Annotated in this window: 14 protein-coding genes; 6 read left to right on the forward strand and 8 right to left on the reverse strand. The window is 68.8% G+C overall.

The features are described 5' to 3' along the window. Nucleotides 1–5 precede the first annotated feature (5 nt). Nucleotides 6–3,518, reverse strand: a complete 3,513-nt coding sequence (locus ACFVJ3_RS29535; RefSeq protein WP_378455438.1) for an indolepyruvate ferredoxin oxidoreductase family protein — start codon at nucleotides 3,516–3,518, stop codon at nucleotides 6–8. Between the two features lie 138 nt (nucleotides 3,519–3,656). Here ACFVJ3_RS29535 and ACFVJ3_RS29540 point away from each other — a divergent pair, with 138 nt between their 5' ends. Both ACFVJ3_RS29540 and ACFVJ3_RS29545 read left to right on the forward strand, forming a co-directional pair. Next, nucleotides 3,657–4,169, forward strand: a complete 513-nt coding sequence (locus tag ACFVJ3_RS29540) for an Lrp/AsnC family transcriptional regulator (RefSeq protein WP_073360678.1) — start codon at nucleotides 3,657–3,659, stop codon at nucleotides 4,167–4,169. Nucleotides 4,170–4,192: 23 nt separating this feature from the next. After that, a complete protein-coding gene (locus ACFVJ3_RS29545) occupies nucleotides 4,193–4,654 on the forward strand; it encodes a 6,7-dimethyl-8-ribityllumazine synthase (RefSeq protein ID WP_378455439.1) in 462 nt (153 codons plus the stop codon). A 66-nt stretch (nucleotides 4,655–4,720) separates the two neighbouring features. Here ACFVJ3_RS29545 and ACFVJ3_RS29550 read toward each other — a convergent pair whose 3' ends face one another. Then, on the reverse strand, nucleotides 4,721–5,368 hold the full coding sequence (locus tag ACFVJ3_RS29550; protein ID WP_378455440.1) for a restriction endonuclease: 648 nt from the start codon (nucleotides 5,366–5,368) through the stop codon (nucleotides 4,721–4,723). 191 nt (nucleotides 5,369–5,559) lie between these two features. On the opposite strand from ACFVJ3_RS29550, the gene ACFVJ3_RS29555 reads away from it, so the two are divergent. Then, the gene (locus ACFVJ3_RS29555) at nucleotides 5,560–6,615 is read left to right on the forward strand and encodes a 2,3-butanediol dehydrogenase (RefSeq protein ID WP_378455441.1); all 1,056 of its coding nucleotides are present in this window, start codon (nucleotides 5,560–5,562) and stop codon (nucleotides 6,613–6,615) included. Between the two features lie 3 nt (nucleotides 6,616–6,618). On the opposite strand, the gene ACFVJ3_RS29560 is transcribed toward ACFVJ3_RS29555, so the two are convergent. Next, nucleotides 6,619–8,130: a PucR family transcriptional regulator gene (locus ACFVJ3_RS29560; RefSeq protein ID WP_378455442.1), complete on the reverse strand. Its 1,512-nt coding sequence runs from the start codon at nucleotides 8,128–8,130 to the stop codon at nucleotides 6,619–6,621. A gap of 121 nt (nucleotides 8,131–8,251) precedes the next feature. Here ACFVJ3_RS29560 and ACFVJ3_RS29565 point away from each other — a divergent pair, with 121 nt between their 5' ends. From ACFVJ3_RS29565 to ACFVJ3_RS29575, 3 genes are all read left to right on the forward strand, one after another. Beyond that, entirely contained in the window at nucleotides 8,252–9,703 is a 1,452-nt protein-coding gene (locus ACFVJ3_RS29565) for a purine-cytosine permease family protein (RefSeq protein WP_378455443.1), read from the forward strand. Continuing rightward, nucleotides 9,696–10,100, forward strand: coding sequence for a YybH family protein (locus ACFVJ3_RS29570; RefSeq protein ID WP_378455444.1), 405 nt, complete (start codon nucleotides 9,696–9,698; stop codon nucleotides 10,098–10,100). Before ACFVJ3_RS29565 ends, ACFVJ3_RS29570 begins: the two co-directional genes overlap by 8 nt. 128 nt (nucleotides 10,101–10,228) lie before the next feature. Continuing rightward, on the forward strand, nucleotides 10,229–10,381 hold the full coding sequence (locus tag ACFVJ3_RS29575) for a hypothetical protein (protein WP_378455445.1): 153 nt from the start codon (nucleotides 10,229–10,231) through the stop codon (nucleotides 10,379–10,381). A gap of 9 nt (nucleotides 10,382–10,390) precedes the next feature. Here ACFVJ3_RS29575 and ACFVJ3_RS29580 read toward each other — a convergent pair whose 3' ends face one another. From ACFVJ3_RS29580 to ACFVJ3_RS29600, 5 genes are all read right to left on the reverse strand, one after another. Continuing rightward, nucleotides 10,391–11,752 carry a bifunctional lysylphosphatidylglycerol flippase/synthetase MprF gene (locus ACFVJ3_RS29580; RefSeq protein ID WP_378455446.1) on the reverse strand — a complete coding sequence of 454 codons (1,362 nt, stop codon included), beginning with the start codon at nucleotides 11,750–11,752 and terminating at the stop codon, nucleotides 10,391–10,393. 97 nt (nucleotides 11,753–11,849) lie between these two features. After that, nucleotides 11,850–12,188 (reverse strand): 4Fe-4S dicluster domain-containing protein, encoded by a 339-nt coding sequence (locus ACFVJ3_RS29585; protein WP_378455447.1) that lies wholly within the window; start codon nucleotides 12,186–12,188, stop codon nucleotides 11,850–11,852. Continuing rightward, the gene (locus tag ACFVJ3_RS29590; protein WP_378455448.1) at nucleotides 12,185–13,780 is read right to left on the reverse strand and encodes an FAD-dependent oxidoreductase; all 1,596 of its coding nucleotides are present in this window, start codon (nucleotides 13,778–13,780) and stop codon (nucleotides 12,185–12,187) included. The genes ACFVJ3_RS29585 and ACFVJ3_RS29590 overlap by 4 nt, the downstream gene beginning before the upstream one ends. Before the next feature lie 142 nt (nucleotides 13,781–13,922). After that, the gene (locus ACFVJ3_RS29595; protein ID WP_378455449.1) at nucleotides 13,923–14,351 is read right to left on the reverse strand and encodes a pyridoxamine 5'-phosphate oxidase family protein; all 429 of its coding nucleotides are present in this window, start codon (nucleotides 14,349–14,351) and stop codon (nucleotides 13,923–13,925) included. Between the two features lies 1 nt (nucleotide 14,352). Then, a complete protein-coding gene (locus ACFVJ3_RS29600) occupies nucleotides 14,353–17,262 on the reverse strand; it encodes an FAD-binding and (Fe-S)-binding domain-containing protein (protein WP_378455450.1) in 2,910 nt (969 codons plus the stop codon). Nucleotides 17,263–17,315 lie beyond the last annotated feature (53 nt).

Raw genomic sequence — 17,315 nt, forward strand, 5'->3', positions numbered from 1 at the left:
TCTTCTCAGGACCTTTCCGGAGTGGTGGCAATCGTGATGGTGGAGGTGTCGACGCCGAGTTCGGCGAGACGCTGGAGGTAGACGGTGATGTTGCGCAGCTTCACGTCCTCGTAGCCCCGGACGAGGTCGGGAGTCGCGGCGATCAGCGTTGCGGTGTCGTAGGTGTCGGCGGAGAGGTCGGCGACGAGGCCGGCCACCGTGGTCTCGTAGTGCGCGAGCAGCTGACGCTCGAGGCGACGGACCTTGGCGTAGCCGAACGGGTCGAATGCGGTGCCGCGCAGGAACTTCGCCTTGGCGAGGGTCTTGAGCGCCACGTGCGAGCGGGGGCCGAATCCGATCTTGGTCTTGCGGCCCATGGCCTTGAGGACGGGCGGGTGCAGCTTGTAGGTGAGCTTGCCCGCGCCGGGGACTTCGCCGGCGGCGGCGTCGAGGAACGCCTGGTCGGTGAGCATCCGGGCCACTTCGTACTCGTCCTTGTAGGCGGTGAGCTTGTGCAGGCCTGCGGCAACGGCCTCGCTGAACTCGGTCCGGCTGCCCAGCCGGCGCTCGGCGTCCCATGCCTGCTGCACCAGGGCGAGGTAGCGGGCGGCGACGCGGTCACCCTGGAAGGCAACGAGGTTCGCGGCGCGGCGTTCGGTGAGCTCGAGCGTCGCACCGTCGAGGGTAGACCCGGCGAACAGGTGCGCCGGGACGACGGTGTCGCTGCGCTGAGCCACGGCGGCCGAGCTGGTGGCGGCGAGGAAGGCCGCCCGGTCGGCGACGGCGACGCGTCCCCAGTGGAACGCGGCCTTGTTGGACTCGACGGCCACCCCGTTGATCTCGAGGGCTTCCTCGATGAACCGGGCGGGGACGGGCAGTCCGCCGGCCTGGTAGGCGGCGCCGACCAGCAGGAAGTTGGCGGCGGCGGTGCTGCCGAACAGTGCGGTGGCGGCGGCGAGCCCGTCGATCGCGGTCAGTTCGCGGGCCGAGACGTCGAGGCGCTCGAGCAGCTTGTCCTCGTCGGGGTAACGGACGGCGGGGTCGTAGACCATGTCGCCGGTCGGGGTCTGGCTCGTCGACGCGACGGTGATGGTGCGGTCGGAGCTGCCGAAGCCGGCGTACTTGGCGTCGGCCGCGGTCAGCAGGTCGAATGCGAGGACGCAGTCGGCGGTCGCGGGGCTGATCCGATTGGACGGCGCGGAGCTTCCCGACCGCGTCTTCTGGTCGCTGAGCCGCAGGTGCGACGTGACGGGTCCGGCCTTCTGGCTGAGACCGGTCTGGTCGAGTCCCTCGACGTGCAGCCCGGCGCGCAGTGCGGCCATGCCCAGCACCTGGTTGACGGTGACGATGCCGGTACCACCGACACCGGCCATGAACAGGTTGTGCGTTCCGGTCCACACGGCGGGATCGGGGTCGCCGACCTCCGGCGGAACCGGGATCTCGCGCAACGTCTTCGGCGCGCCTTCCTCGGGCAGCTCGACCGTCACGAACGACGGGCAGTCGCCCTCGAGGCAGGAGTAGTCGGTGTTGCAGCTCGTCTGGTCGATCTTGGTCTTGCGGCCGAATTCGGTGTCGACGGGCTGCACGGACAGGCAGTTGGATTTGACGCCGCAGTCGCCGCAGCCCTCGCAGACGGCCTCGTTGATGACGACGCGGGTGCGGCGGGCGGGCAGCTTGCCGCGCTTGCGCTTGCGGCGGGCCTCGGCGGCGCACTGCTGGTCGAAGATCAGCACGGTGACGCCCTCGATGTCGCGGAGGACGCGCTGCGCCTCGTCGAGCCGGGTCCGGTCCCACAGCAGCGTGTTGGCGGCGAAGTGCGCGCCCTTGTGCCGCTTGGGATCCTCGGCGCACACGATGATCTGCTTGACGCCCTCGGACGCCAACTTGTGGGTCAGCTGCGGCACGGTCAGCCCGGCCTCGGCGTCCTGGGCGCCGGTCATCGCGACGGCGGAGTTGTAGAGCACCTTGTACGTGATGTTGACGCCGGCGGCGACGCACGCCTGCACGGCGAGCTGGCCGGAGTGGAAGTAGGTGCCGTCGCCGACGTTCTGGAACATGTGCTTGACGTCGCTGAACGGGGCCTGCCCGATCCACTGCGCGCCCTCGCCGCCCATCTGGGTGAGCATCGTGACGGCGCTGTCGGTGCGGCCGGACATCGTGACGAGGGTGTGGCAGCCGATGCCGCCGCCCGCGATCGATCCCTCGGGCACCGCGGTGGAGCGGTTGTGCGGGCAGCCGGAGCAGAAGTACGGGGTGCGCGACGTCGGCAGGACGGTCAGCTCGAGGCGCGGCGGCGGGGCGGGCGTCAGCGCGACCCGGTCCTTGAGGACGCGGCGCAGCGGTCCGGTGAGACGGGCGGCGGTCAGTTCACCGTCGACGGGGATCAGGTTCTTGCCCTGCGCGTTCTTCTTCCCCAGCACGGCGGGCGCGCTGGCGCCGCCGTAGAGGATGTCCTTGAGCTGCGACTCGACGAACGGCATCTTCTCCTCGACGACGAGGACCTGCTCGACGCCGTCGGCGAGTTCGCGAACCTTGTCGGCGCCCAGCGGGTAGGGCATGCCGACGCGGAGGATGCGGATGCCGGCGTCCTCGAGCTGGGAGTCGCCGAGCCCGAGGTCGAGCAGGGCCTGGCGCAGCGAGTCGTACGCGGTGCCGACGGCGGCGATGCCCAGCCACGCGCTGCGCGGGTTCACCTCGATCTTGTCGATCTCGTTGGCGGCGTTGAACGCCTCGACCATCGCCCAGCGCGGCCCGTACAGGTCGGCCTCGGCGTAGACGCTGTCGGGCGGGGATGCGAGCACGCGCTGCCGGTACGACCACGGCTTGCCGTTCCACTCGATCTCGGGGAGCACGATGTCGAGGTCGGCGAAGTTGCGGTCTAGGGTCCACAGTCCGTCGGCCACGTCGGCGACGATCTTCATGCTCGACCAGCAGCCGGAGATCCGCGACAATGCCACACCGTAGAGGCCGAACGTGATGACCTCCTCGGCATTGCGCGGGAAGAACACCGGCATGCCCATCGCGGCCATGGACCGCTCGCTGGCGCAGGGGATGGTGGAGGACTTGGCGTTGGGGTCGTCGCCCACGAGGACGAGGACGCCGCCGCGGGCGTTGGCGCCGTACATGGCGGCGTGCCGGATGGAGTCGCTGGCGCGGTCGAGGCCGGGACCCTTGCCGTACCAGACGCCGACGACGCCGTCGTGGGTGCGCTCGCCCTGCGGGAGGTCGACCTGGCTGCCCCAGACGGACGTCGCGGCGAGTTCCTCGTTCATGCCGGGCACGAACTTCACGTCGTGGTCGGTGCTCAACGTGGGTATGGCGGCGATGGTGCGGTCGAGGCCGGCGAGGGGGCTGCCCTGGTAGCCGGAGACGAACGTCGCGACGTTCAGTCCCGCGCGGCGGTCGCGTTCGTGCTGCTCCACCAGCTGGCGGGCGATGGCCTGCACGCCGGTCATCAACACCGGGCCCGAGTCGGCCCGGTATCGGTCGGCGAGATCAAAGGATGCTGCACTGGTACGAGCGTCGTCTAGCTGAGTCATCTGCGATTCCCGATCCGTCGCGTTGAGCATTTCGTGAGCTTGATCCTGTATCTGGTCTAAGATTTGGTCAACGTAAATCGGATCAACTGATCAGTTCACGCAACAGGTGACGGTCGTCACTTCCCGGAGGTACCCAAAGTGCTCAGCATCGACAAGCTCGACGTGCAGTTGCTCGGACTGCTCGGCAAGGACTCACGCATGAGCGTGGCCGAACTCGCCAACTCGCTGGGCGTCGCCCGCAACACCGTCCAGTCCCGGATGAAGCGGATGGAGACCAGCGGACTGCTCACCGGCTTCCGCCCCAACCTCGACCTCGCCGAGGTCGGGATTCCCATCCAGGCGTTCGTCGGGCTCGAACTCGAGCAGGGCAAGCTCACCGCCGTCGGCAACCGCCTCGTCGACCTACCGGAGGTCATCGAGATCCACGCGACCACCGGCCGGGAAGACCTGCTGGTGCGGGTGGCCACGTCCACTCACGCGGAGTTGCAGAAGTTGCTCGAGAAGATCGCGAATCTGCCCGGCATCACGCACTCGACCACCACCATCGCGCTGACCAGCCCGCTGCCGTACCGGATTCAGCCGCTGCTCGAGCACCTCACCGACGACTCCGGGTGGGGCCGGTCCACGGCACTGCCCCGTTCACAGCATTAGGACCGGTGCAGTAGTTTCAGACCATGAGTGAGAGTCAGGGACGGATCGCGTTCATCCAGGCCACGTGGCACCGCAACATCGTCGACCGCGCACGCGAGGGCTTCACCGACGAGGTGACCACGCTGGGGTATACGAAGGACGAACTGGACTTCTTCGAGGTGCCGGGCGCGTTCGAGATCCCGCTGCACGCACGCCGCCTCGCCCTCACCGGGCGTTACGACGCCATCGTCGCCGCCGCGCTCGTCGTGGACGGCGGCATCTACCGGCACGAGTTCGTCGCGACCGCGGTGATCGACGGCCTCATGCGCGTGCAACTCGACACGGACGTGCCGGTGTTCTCGGTTGTGCTGACGCCGCACCACTTCCACGAGCACGACGAGCACCTCAACTACTTCCACGACCACTTCGTCAAGAAGGGCGCCGAAGCCGCTCGCGCCTGCGTCGCCACCGTCACATCGCTGAAGTCGCTGCCGACCGCGAACTGAGATTCGCCTACTCCGAATCCACGACGAGAAACCACCGTCAGTGCGTACTGACGGTGGTTTCTCGTATTACCGGTCCTTCGCGTGCCGGTGCTGGACGTAGAGGAGCCAGAACACCGGTGCGCCGACGACGGCGAGGATCGTCGCGAACACCCGCAGCCCGACGTTCCCTTCGCCGAAGGGGGCGATCATGAGGACAATCGAGCAGATGACGGCGCCGAGGAGTTGCCAGTGCGCGCCGAAGAAGCCTGCGACCATCGCCCATGCGTTGCGGGCGACGATGCGCGCCGGCGACTCGGGCTCCGGTGGCGGCGGCGGGGACGGGGACGGGTCCACCGCAACCGTCGAGTTACGCGCGGCGGCCACCAGTTTCGGGGCGTGGGTGCCGACCGGCGGGGTTTCGCCGTCGGGCTCGCACCGGAACAGGGCGATGCCCACCGTGTCCGCGTAGTCGACGGCCTCGTCGGTGTATCCGGGGCCGGAGAAGTACAGGAGTTTCCGGGCGTGGCTGGTTCCGCGGGTGCCGTAGAGGTTCGCGAGGTCCGACCTGCCTGCCGTGCCGCCACGCCACTTCACCTGCGCGTACGCGCGTGACGAGTAGACGTCGATGCCGCCGTCCGCGCCTCCGAGCAACGCTGTGGCGTCGCCGTAACCGAGCTTCTGCATCTGCTCGGCGGCATTGATTTCAGCTTCAGCCGCCGTGCGTATGCGTGCCATGCCTCACTCCCCCAGATCGAACCAGTCCTTCCCCTCGAAGATACCCGCGGATCCGGCCAAACCAGCTATCCGCCGGTGAACGTCACACCGGCGCCATCGAATTGCAACACACTGCAACTCTTCCCGCTCCCGGCAGCGCGCCCGTACCGTTCCCCGAATCAGCACGTTCACAACGTAGTGAGGGCGGATTCATGAGGGCAGCACGCTTCCACGGACGACGCGACATCCGGATCGACGACATCCCCGAGCCGGAATTGCGGCCGGGCGCGGTGAAACTCCGGGTCGCGTGGTGCGGCATCTGCGGCACCGACCTCCACGAGTATCTGGAAGGCCCGATCTTCATCTCCCCGCCCGGACATCCGCATCCGCTGTCGCACGAGAACGCGCCGGTGACGATGGGCCACGAGTTCTCCGGGACGGTGGAGGAGGTCGGTGCGGGCGTCACCGATGTCGCCGTGGGCGACAACGTGGTGGTGGAGCCGTACTTCGTGTGCAACGAGTGCGCGTCCTGCAAGGCAGGCAACTATCACCTGTGTACGAAGATGGGTTTCATCGGATTGGCCGGTGGCGGAGGCGGACTCAGCGAGAAGGTGGTGGTGGATCGCCGGTGGGTACACAAGATCGGCGACATCCCGCTCGACGAGGCGGCCCTGATCGAACCTCTGAGCGTCGCGCATCATGCGGTCGTCCGCAGCGGGGCCAAGGCGGGTGACGTCGCGCTCGTCGGCGGTGCCGGGCCGATCGGTCTCCTGGTCGCCGCGGTCCTCAAGGGCATGGGTGTCACCACGATCGTCACCGAACTCAGCGACGCCCGGAAGCAGAAGGCGCTGTCCAGCGGAGTCGCGCATCACGTGATCGACCCGTCGTCGGAGGACGTGAAGGCCCGCGTTCTCGAGCTGACCGACGGTGTCGGCGCCGATCTCGGGTTCGAGTGCGCGGGGGTGAACGCCGTCCTCGACACCATCCTCGACGCCGTCCGGCCCGCAGCCGTGGTGGTGAACGTGTCGATCTGGGGCAAGCCCGCGACGGTCGACATGCAGAAGCTCGTCCTCAAGGAGATCGACCTGCGCGGCACCATCGCCTACGTCCGCGATCACGAGGCGGTGATCGAGATGGTGCGCAGCGGGGTGATCGACCTGGCCCCGTTCATCACCGGCCGGATCGAACTCGACAACCTGGTCTCCGAGGGCCTCACGACGTTGATCGAGCACAACGACACGGCGGTGAAGATCCTGGTCCGGGCGTGACCATCAGTCGGGTTCGTCCGTCGACGGGGTCACCGCCCTGGCCTTGAGCGCCAGCCACAACTCCATGCGGTCGTCGGCCTGGTCGAGGTTCCGTCCGGTCAGCGCCGCGATCTTGTCGATCCGATTCCGGACGGTATTGCGGTGCACGGAGAGGGCGGCCGCCGCTGGGTCCCACGCCCCGTTGGCTCGCAGCCATTCCTCGAGCGTTCGCTGGAGTTCGACGCGCTCGCGCGGCTCCAGTTGATCGAGCGGTGCGAGGACGGCGGTCGAGAAGCCGCTGAGCACATCGGCCGAGCCGAGACGCAGCAGCAACTGCACGGTCTCGCCCTCCTTGGCGTCGACGGCGCGGCCCAGTCGGGCACTGACCGCGACGAGGGATCGCGCCTGCATCGCCGACACGGCCAGCGCGTCCACGGGGACCAGCGCGCCGATCCCGATCGCACATCCCTCCGCGACCCCCGACAGCAGATCCGCGAGCCGGGCGGACTCGGGGTGCGCGATCTCGATGTCCGAATTGCGCTGCCTCAGGACGGAATCGGGAAGGACCGAACCGATCCGGACGGTCAGGTCGGCCACTGAGTCGGGAGTGGAGCGCACGACGGCGATCTGAAGGGGGTCGCGGGACAGCCCGATGCCGGCGGCGATCTGATGCGCGCGTTCCCGTCGAAGTCCGGGCCGGAGCAACTGCGCCAGCGCCGCCGCCCGCCGCTGCCGCTCGGGTTCGCCGGCCACGTGTCGGCGTTCGAGTTCGAGCGACAGGAGCGAGACGAGAACATTGGACGCGTGCCGCAGCGCGCTGTCCGCCGACCGCTCGAGCACGACGAACGCGAGCGGGTTCTCGAGGCGAACGGGGTGCAGTTCGAGTTCCCGCCGACCGGCGCCGCCGAACGCCGTCCAGCCCCTGGCGCGGGTGGTGTAGCGACCCACCTGGTCCTGGGCGTCCAGCAGGAACGCCGCGTCGACGCCGTCGGAGAGTTGGACGACCCCGCCCGACGCGTCCAGCACCGCGCAGAGGGAGCCGCTGACGGAACGCCACTTGTCGAGCAGGCCGCTCAGGGGCGACGGTCCGGCCGCGACCGCGGTGAGCTGATAACTCAGTTCGATGGCGTCCTCGAGCGCGCGTTTCTCCTCCTCGGCTATCCGGGAGAAGATCCACTTGGTGATGGCGATGAACGGCACCGAGTCGGGGGCGATGAGCAGCGGGACGCCGAATTCACGCGCCGCCTCGACGAGCGGCGCCGGTGGTGCCTGATAGGGCAGCCCGTGCCCCAGACCGAGGCACAGTGCGGCGACCCCGCCCGCGACGCAGTCCCGGACGTAGTCGCGGCATCCGGATTCGGTGGTGGGAAGCATGAGGCCGACGGTCATCAGCAACTCCCCGCCCTGGAGCCAGTCCCGCGGACGCGTCAGTTCGGACACGTGCGCTGCGGTGATGGGGTTGTCGACTCCCGCCGTCCCGCTCATCGACGTGAGCCGCAGCGTGGGAGCGGACAGGACGTCCTGGACGGTGATCACCGGCGACCTCTTGTACGAATTGCCCAACCGTAATAGACGAACTGTACATCTCGCCTCTGGTGCCGGAGCGGCGCAGTGCGCAGAGTAGTGATCAGAGCCACAGCACCTCCTAGGAGTTTCAGTGTCAGATCACTCCGGCGACACCGCCGCGACCCTCGGTGGCACCATCGAGACCCGCTCGATCGACTACGTCCCCGAGGACGAACGTCACGGGAAGGTCCGCGACCAGGGCCCCTTCTGGTTCGTCGGAAACTTCCAGCCCTTCACCGTGGCCATCGGCTTCGTCGGCCCCGCCCTCGGCCTGTCGTTGGGCTGGACGGTCGTCGCGGGCATCCTCGGCATCTTCTTCGGAACGTTGTTCATGGCGTTCCACGCGTCGCAGGGACCGGTCCTCGGACTCCCGCAGATGGTGCAGTCCCGCGCACAGTTCGGCTATCGGGGTGTCGTCCTCGCACTGATCGGGACGTTGTTCACGTACGTCGGGTTCAACGTCGTGGACGTCGTCATCATCAAGGCGGGCCTGCACAGCATCTTCGGCTGGAACGCGGCCGTCATCGCGGTCGTCATCACCGCGGTCGCAACTCTGCTCGCGATCTACGGTCACGATCTGCTGCACCTGTCGTTCCGTGTGCTGTTCTGGCTGTCGCTGCCGCTGTGGGCCATCCTCACGTGGGGCGTCGTGTTCGGGCACGCCGGCGGCGACGCGGGCGCCACGACCGGCGGGTTCACCCTGCTGGCATTCATCGCCCAGTTCAGTGTCGCGGCCTCCTACAACATCACCTACGCGCCGTACGTGTCGGACTACTCGCGGTACCTTCCGCGCAACACGCGAACGTCGGCGATCGTGTCGGCCGTGTTCCTCGGCGCGTCCGCGTCGCCGGTCTGGCTGATCCCGGTCGGTGCGTGGATGGCCACCCGGCTCGGAGCCACGGATGCACTCGCCGGCATCCACGACGCCGGCAACGCGGTGGTCCCGTTCCTCGGCAGCGTGCTCGCCCTCGTCGCGACGCTCGTGCTGGTGGCCACCATGGGCCTGAACGCGTACAGCGGCATGCTGACCGTGATCACCGGCATCGACTCCTTCCGGAAGGTCACCCCGTCCCGCCGGATCCGGGTGGTGACCGTCCTCGCGCTGGCCGCGGTCTGGCTGGTGCTGAGCCTGCTGTTCACCGATTCGACGACCGTCCTGAACACGACGCTGCTGATCATGCTGTACCTCCTCGTGCCGTGGACCGCCGTCAATCTCACCGACTTCTTCTTCGTGCGCCGCGGGCACTACGCCATCACCGACCTGTTCACCCCGGACGGGCTGTACGGAATGTGGTCGTGGCGGGGCATGACCGCCTTCTTCGCCGGCATCGTCGCGTCCGTTCCGTTCATGGTGCTGCCGTTCTACGTCGGACCGATCGCCGCGGCGCTCGGTGACGTCGACGTCGCGTTCGCGGTCGGACTCGCCGTGTCCGGGATCGTGTACTGGGTCCTGTCCCGGTCGCTGGACCTCGACACCGAGGAACGGTTCATCGAAGACAGCGAGGCGGCACTCGCAGTCGAGGAGACCCACGCTCATGGCTGACACGACGACGGCAGACGTCCAGCACGCGATCGACGCTCTGATCCGGGCATTCGGCGAGCACGACACGACCGCCTACTTCGAGGCGTTCAGCCCGGACGCGACGTTCGTCTTCTACACCCACCCGGTGCCGCTGCCCAGTCGCGAGGCCTACCGCGACCTGTGGACCGAGTGGGAATCGGACGGGTTCCGCGTCCTGGCGTGCCGTTCCAGCGAGCAGAACGTCACGTTCCCGGCCCCGGATGTCGCGGTGCTGACCCACCGTGTCGGCACCACCGTGCGGGATTCGACGGGAACGGTCGAGCTCGACGAACGGGAGACCATCCTGTTCCGGCGTCGCGAAGGCTCGGGCTGGATCGCCGTCCACGAGCATCTGTCGCCCCAGTCCGGGTCAGCGTAATAGCTGACAGATAGCTGGTTCGGCGTGGACCGCGTCACATCAGGACCCCGCCGGGTTGCGGAGACGGACGCCCGACGGTGTACTGGTGAGTAACTCTGCCCGGCTCGGCCTATCGCGAAGGTGCACAGATGACGGACGAACGGCCCGGCAAGAAGCAGACCCCACCGGAGAAGGCGACGAGACCGGCACCGAAGGAGGCGACCCCGGACGTCTCCAAGACCGATCTCGCGGCCGTCGTCGACGCGCTCACCGCGACGAACGAGAAGAATTTCGACTTCTGACCTCGCGCCTCAGCCCCGCTCCCGGTGCGGCACGAACTCGAACGTCAGGCACGCGAACGCCACGGGCAGCAGGTAGCGGAAGCGCAGGAGCACGTATCGCCGATTCCCGATGGAATGGAACTTGCCGAGGTAGCGGTACAGCGATTCGAGCGAGATCAGCACGTCGCCGAGGTGCAGGACACGACGGAAGAGCCGGGCCCCCGCGCCGGGTGCGTCGGGGTCGAGGAGTTCGGGGAATGCCGCGAACGACAACGAGACGTATCGCGCACCGGTCTGCTCGGCGTACCGGATGACGTCGACGGTCATGCGTTCGTCGGTGCCGTTCGGCGCGCCGTCGCCGCGCCACGGAACGTCGAGGCTCAGTTCGCGGGCGGAATCGGCGGTGCCGTAACGCTGGAAGGCCACGGCGCGACCGGTGCAGTCGCGGGCGACGACGAGGAGAAGACCGGGGAGCGTGCCGTCCAGCAGGTGGTCGAGGATCATCGAGAATCCGCGGTGCTGATGTCCGGCACGCGCGTCCTCGACGATGTCCGTCAACTCCCGCCGCGTCGGTTCGTCGAGCGCGGCTTCGGGAACGATCTCAGTGGTGAGTCCGGCGTTGTGGGTGCGTTGCACGGCCTGCCGGAGGTTGCGGAACTTTCTGCCGTGCAGGGTGAAGTGTCCGACGTCGATCACGACGTCGCGGCCGATCGGGACCGCTGTCAACGGCTTTCGGGTGTCGCCACCGATCTCCCACAGCCTGCAGGCGCGCTCCCCCGCGCCGAGCACGGCGACGCGCCAACCGCGTTCGGCCGCGAACTCGGAAAACTCGTCGAGGAGGGCGCCGAATTCGAGCGCGTTGCCGATGGGATCGCCGGAGACGACCGCTATTCCGGACCGCGCCCGGTAGGCGATCGCCGCGGTGCCCGACGCGTTGAAGTAGTACGACTTCGCCGAATTGAGCGCGAACGGCGACAGTGGATCGTCCGTGGTCTGCTGGATCAGCGAGAAGACGCGGGCACGGTCCTCGGGCTGCGGCACACTGCGCACCGGCAGCATCAGGACGGGTCCGGTGGCCACGAGGAGGAGGAACCCCGGAGTCGAATGTGCGCTCGTGTACGCCACATCCGCGGCCGCCACGAACAGCACGGCGGCCACCGAATGCGTCATGGTGACGGGCCGCCGCAGGTGCAGTCCCCGGGCCACCAGCAGGACGGCGATTCCGGCCGCCACCATCCACGTGCGAACGGGACCCGGCCGCCCTGCCATCCACATGAGTACGAGACCGACCACGACAGTCGCGCCGACGAGCGCCATCCGCGCCGCGGGCGATTCGGGCCGGTACACCCGCAGCCCGGGCACGGTCATCGGTGTCGACTTCGAATTCTGCATCCGCACCCCTGCACCAGGTAACGACTGTTCCGGTATCTCCAATCTAGCGGCTCCGACGCCCGTGAGTGGTTGACGAGTCCCTGGACTCGCTACGCACTCACGGGCGAAGCCTTGGCGGCGGCGCCCCGTGCGGCAGGGACGGCCCGACAGCCGTGAGTGAGCCTGCGGCACGCCCCTTCCCCCAGCCGAGCTTCTCGCGGTACCGGCCGATGTGGTCCTGCGGGATGTGCTGCCCGTCGACGAGCGGCGTGGACTGCGGATCCACGTAGAGCGCGTCGACCGGGCAGTACGCCTCGCACATGAAACACGTCTGGCAGTCCGATTGCCGCGCGATCACGGGGATCCCGGTATCGGTGCGGTCGAACACGTTGATGGGGCACGCGTCGACGCACTTGTCGCAGCCGATGCACGCGTCGGCCAGCAGCACCTCGATCACGAGGCCACCCGCAACAGCCCACTGCGCGCGGCGCCGGTCGTGGTCCAGACCTCGTCCAGCCCACCGGTGAGCACGTGGTGGTGCTGCGCGGGGTCGAGGTCGGGGTAGTCCGCGCGCTTGCTCATGCCGCGGGTTTCCGTCCGCGCGAGCGTCGAGTGGTACATCCACCGGCCCACCGCGGTGATCGCCGCGGCCTGACGGGCCCGGACGCGGTCGTCGCCGGACTCGCCGCCGAGCCCCAGCGACAGTGCCGTCCACAACGACTCCAGTTCGTCGAGCGCACCCTGCACCCGCGCACCGTCCCGCAGGTAATTCTTCTCGTACGGGATGAGTTCCGCCTGCGCGGCCGCTACGACGGCGGACGCCTCCAGCCCCGACCGCTGTGTGGGCCGCAGTCCGGCCCTGCCGGCGGGACGCAGATCGCCCGCCCGGACCCGACGTTCGGTTCGCGCGAAGCGCGCGGCCCCCGTGCCCGCCCAGCTGCCGGACGACATCGCCCACGCCGAGTTGTGGCTGCCGCCGCCGGTGAAGCCGCCGCAGATGCGCTCGCGGGTCGCGGCGTCGCCCGCCGCGAACAGGCCGGGGACGGACGTGGCGCAGGCGTCGTCCACCACGTCGATGCCGCCGGTTCCGCGCACCGTCCCCTCGGCGAGCATGCTGACCTCGAAGCGGTCGGTGAACGGGTTGATGCCGCGACGGTCGAACTGCAGGAAGAAGTTGGGCTGGCCGAGTCGCATCTGGCGCTGCACGTCGTCGTCGGCGCGGTCCAGCTGCGCGAACACCGGCTCGGACAGCAGCGTTTTCGCGATCACCGAACGCCCCTTGGTGGAGCCGGCGCCCTCGAGGACGCGTCCGTCGGCGTGGAAGAACGTGGCGTAGCCGTAGTAGGCGGTCTTGGTGATGGTGGAGTTGGCGGGGACGATCGCGTACGCGTTGGAGAATTCCATGCCGGAGAACGTCGCACCCACCTCGGCGGCCATCAGTGCGCCGTCGCCGGTGTCGACGTTGGTGCCCAGTGCGCGGGACAGGAACGCGCAACCGCCGCTCGCGATCACGACGGCGCCGGCGGTGATCCGGTAGTCACGGTCGTCCTGGCGCTGGTAGCCCGCCGCACCGCGCACCTGCCCGTCGGTGTCGACGAGCAGTTCGAGGGCCGGCGAGTGGTCGAGAATCCGGACCCCGGCCTTCTTGACCCACGCCCGCATCCGTCGCATGTATTCGGGCCCTTGAAGTCCGGTGCGGATCTGCCTGCCGGTGTCGGGGTCGACGGGGAACGGGTACCGGCCTTCCTCTCCGAGGAGGTTCATGTTCGCGTACGTCTGGTCGAGGACGCGGTCCATCCAGTGGTGGTCGGCGAGATGTCCGCCGAGCGTTTCGCGGCTGGCCTTGGCCTTCGCCCGCGCGGACGGATCGGGGTCGATGTACCAGACGCCGGTGCCCGAAGGCGCGGTGGCGCCGCTGGTTCCGCAGTACCCCTTGTCGACGAGGACGACGTCCGCTCCGGATTGCCGTGCGCGTAGGGCGGCCCACGTTCCTGCGGGGCCGCCGCCGATGACGAGGACGTCGGTGCTCAGGTCGAGAAGTTCGGTCATGAAGGGCGCTCCTGTCGAGGCGGAACAACTGCCCTTCAACGCTTCCGCACATCGGCCCACACCGCCATCGTCAGAATCAACGTGAACCGAATCGCCCGTGCGCCTTTCTGGTTGTCCCAGCTACCAAAAAGGCGCACGGGCGCTACGCGCCTCTCCCGTAGTCGACGCTCAGCCAGTGCTCCGGCCGCATGCGGATGACGATCGCGTTGTCGTCGTACGCCTGCTCGACGAACCCGTCGACCTCGTCGGCGGGCAGGTAGCGGGCGGCGAGTCCGCGGACGGCGTCTGCGGTGGGTGATTCGTCGAATTCCGCGGGACCTTCGACGCTGACGTACCGGTACGGGGGCTTCTCGTCCTGGGCGACGAGGCTGAAGCGGCCGGCGGCGCGGATCAGCCGCTCCTTCAGCGACCCGCGACCGGTCCAGACGTATACGTCGCCGCCGGGTTCGTAGCCGTACCAGATGGGCACGGTGAGCGGGGCCCGTCCGTCGCGGTCGACGGCGATCACCCCCACGTGCACGTCGGCGAGGAACTTCTCGCGCTGTTCACTGGTCATCGACAACTGCGACATGTCAGTCTCCGCTCTGAGGTTCGGGTTTCGACGGTGGTGCGGGGTCGAGCAGCTGGGCGAGGTGTTGCGACGATCGGGACGGGTCGAGTTGCCGCACCTGCATGTGGCAGCTGAATCCGTCGGTCAGCACGACTGCGTCTTCGGGACTGTCGCGCAGTGCGGGGGCGAGTGCCTGTTCCGCCACCTGCATGCTGAGGTCGTAGTGGTCGGCCTCGAACCCGAAGTTTCCTGCGACGCCGCAGCATCCGGTGGCCTCCCGCACGCGTTGGACGCCGACGGCCTGCAGGGCCTTCCGCTGGCCGGCGGCGCCGAACACGGCGTATTCGTGGCAGTGGGTCTGCACGGTGACGTCGTCGGGCAGAGTCACGCTCGGGGTCCAGCCTGCCTGTGCGCGCTCGAGGACCGCGCCGGCGAAGCTCTGCACGCGGGCGGCGACGCGTCGGGCGGCGTCGGTATGGACGAGTTCGGGCAGGTCCTTGCGGAACGCGGCGGCGCAGCTCGGTTCGAGGACGACGATGGGACGATCGGTGCCGTCGTCGAGGAGTTCGGCCGCCTTGGCGAGGGTCTTCTTGGCTTGCTTCAGCTGTCCGGTGGAGATCCACGTCAACCCGCAGCACACGTCACTGCGGCACTGCGAGCTCAGGCCCGCCTCGGCGAGTACCCGCGACGCGGCACCGACCACCTCGGGACGGAACCCGCGGGTGAACGTGTCGGCGAGCACCACGACGTCCGCGGTGCCGTACTGCGACGTCTCCCCGACCTCACGGCGGATCTGCTTGCGGGACGCGAACTCCGGCATCGACCGGTGCGGGGTGAGCCCGCCCAGTTTGGCCGCGACCTTCGCCAGCCGGCCCGCGGTGAGCCGATTCACCACGGGGGCCGAGCGTTCGGCGATCTTCAGCCAGACCGGCAGCCAGCCGAGGGAGTAGTGCGACAGCGGACGCACCCGGCCGCGGTAGTGGTGGTCGAGGAATTCGGACTTGTACGTGGCCATGTCGACGCCCACCGGGCAGTCGGTGGAGCACGCCTTGCAGGACAGGCAGAGGTCGAGGGATTCCTTCACGTCCTCGGAGCGCCATCCGTCGGCGACGGTCGGCGAATTACGGACCATCTCCTGCAGGGCGCGGGCCCGGCCGCGGGTGGAGTCCTTCTCGTCGCCTGTCGCGCGGAAGCTGGGGCACATCACCCCGCCGGTCGACGCCCGGCAGCGGCCCACCCCGATGCAGCCCTGGACGGCGTGGACGAACGCTGCGACGGGGACGTCGCTGGTGGGGGTGAGGTCGAAAGTGGTCTGCCACGACCGCGGGTTCACGCCGTCGAGAGCGAGGCTGCCCAGCAGCGGTTCGGGGTCGACGATGCTGCCCGGGTTCAGCACGGCCGCCGGATCCCAGAGCCGTTTGAACGTCGCGAACGCCGCCATCATGGTGGGGGTGTACATGATCGGCAGCAGCGCCGACCGTGCGCGACCGTCACCGTGCTCCCCCGACATCGATCCCCCGAACCGCACGCACAGTTCCGCGGCGCGGTGGATGAACCGCGACATCACGTCCCGGCCCTCGTCGGTACGCTGGTCGAAGTTGATGCGGATGTGCATGCAGCCGGCGCCGAAGTGCCCGTACATCACGCCGGTGAGCCCGAATTCGGCGAGCAGTGCCTTGATGTCGACGAGGTAGTCGGCCAGCTGGTCGGGTGCGACGGCGGAATCCTCCCAGCCCGTCCAGGATTCGCCGCCCTCGACGAGTCGGGCCGACAGTCCGGCGCCGTCCTCGCGTACCCGCCACAGCGACGCGCGTTCCGCCGGGTCCCCGACCACCAGCGAGTCGACGAGCCGTCCGGCCGCCCGCAGCTTCGAGACCAGTTCGGCCCCGCGCAGTTTCACCTCGGCGAGGTCCTCGCCGTCGAGGTCGACGTACAGCCAGGCCTCGCCGTCGGGCAGCCCGACCACGGAGTCGGCGCCGCGCAGGTGCCGCATGGTGTCGACGATCGCCGAGTCGATACCCTCGATCGCGGCGGGCGAGTACGCGAGGATCAGCGCGTTGTCGCGGGCCGCGTCCACCAGGTCGCGGTAGCCGAGGCACAGCAGCATCGCCGCGGGCGGCACCGGCACCAGCGCGACGGTTGCGGCGACGATCACCGCGCACGTCCCCTCACTTCCCACCAGTGCGCGGGCGACGTCGAAGCCGTTCTCGGGCAACAGGTTCGCCAGGTGAAATCCCGACACCTGTCGCGGGATGCGGCCGAGTTCGAGCCGGAAGTCGCCGAGATGCTCCTGCGTCAGCTCGTCGAGTCCAGCGGCGATCCGTTCGGCCTCGCTCACCGCAGATTTGTCTTCCGGATCGGTCGCGCGCAGCCCGTCGCGGGTGGCGGTCAGCCGGTGTCCGTTCGCCGTCACGAGGTCGAGTGCGACGACGTGATCGGACGTGCGGCCGTAGCGGACGGAGTGGTTGCCGCAGGCGTCGTTGCCGATCGCACCGCCGACGGTCGCGCGGGACTTGCTGGACGGGTCGGGCGCGAAGGTGAACGCGCCGTCCGTCGCCAGTTGCACGTCCTTCTGCAGGTCCGCGAGGACGATGCCGGGTTCGACGACGGCGGTTCGAGCGGACGCGTCGACGGCCCGCACCTCATTCATGTGCCGGGAGAAGTCGAGCACCACTCCCCGGCCGATCGCGTTGCCCGCGAGTGACGTACCGCCGCCCCGGCTGGTGATGGGGATGCCGCGGTCGGTGCACGCCCGGACGATCGCCACCACGTCGCCGGCGCTGCGCGGAAACGCCACGGCCAGCGGCGGCACCCGGTAATTGGAGGCGTCGAAGGAGTATTCGGCGCGCCGCCGCGATCCGGTGTCGAGGTCGATGCCCAGCTCGGCGAGCTCGGCGTGCAGGTCGGCGGCGGGACGTGTCAGCTCAGGCACGCGTCGATCTGTCCCGTCTCTTCGGAGTCAGCTACCGGAATTCTCGTCAACGG

The organism is Rhodococcus sp. NPDC127593, from assembly GCF_042671975.1.
GTDB lineage: Bacteria > Actinomycetota > Actinomycetes > Mycobacteriales > Mycobacteriaceae > Rhodococcus_F.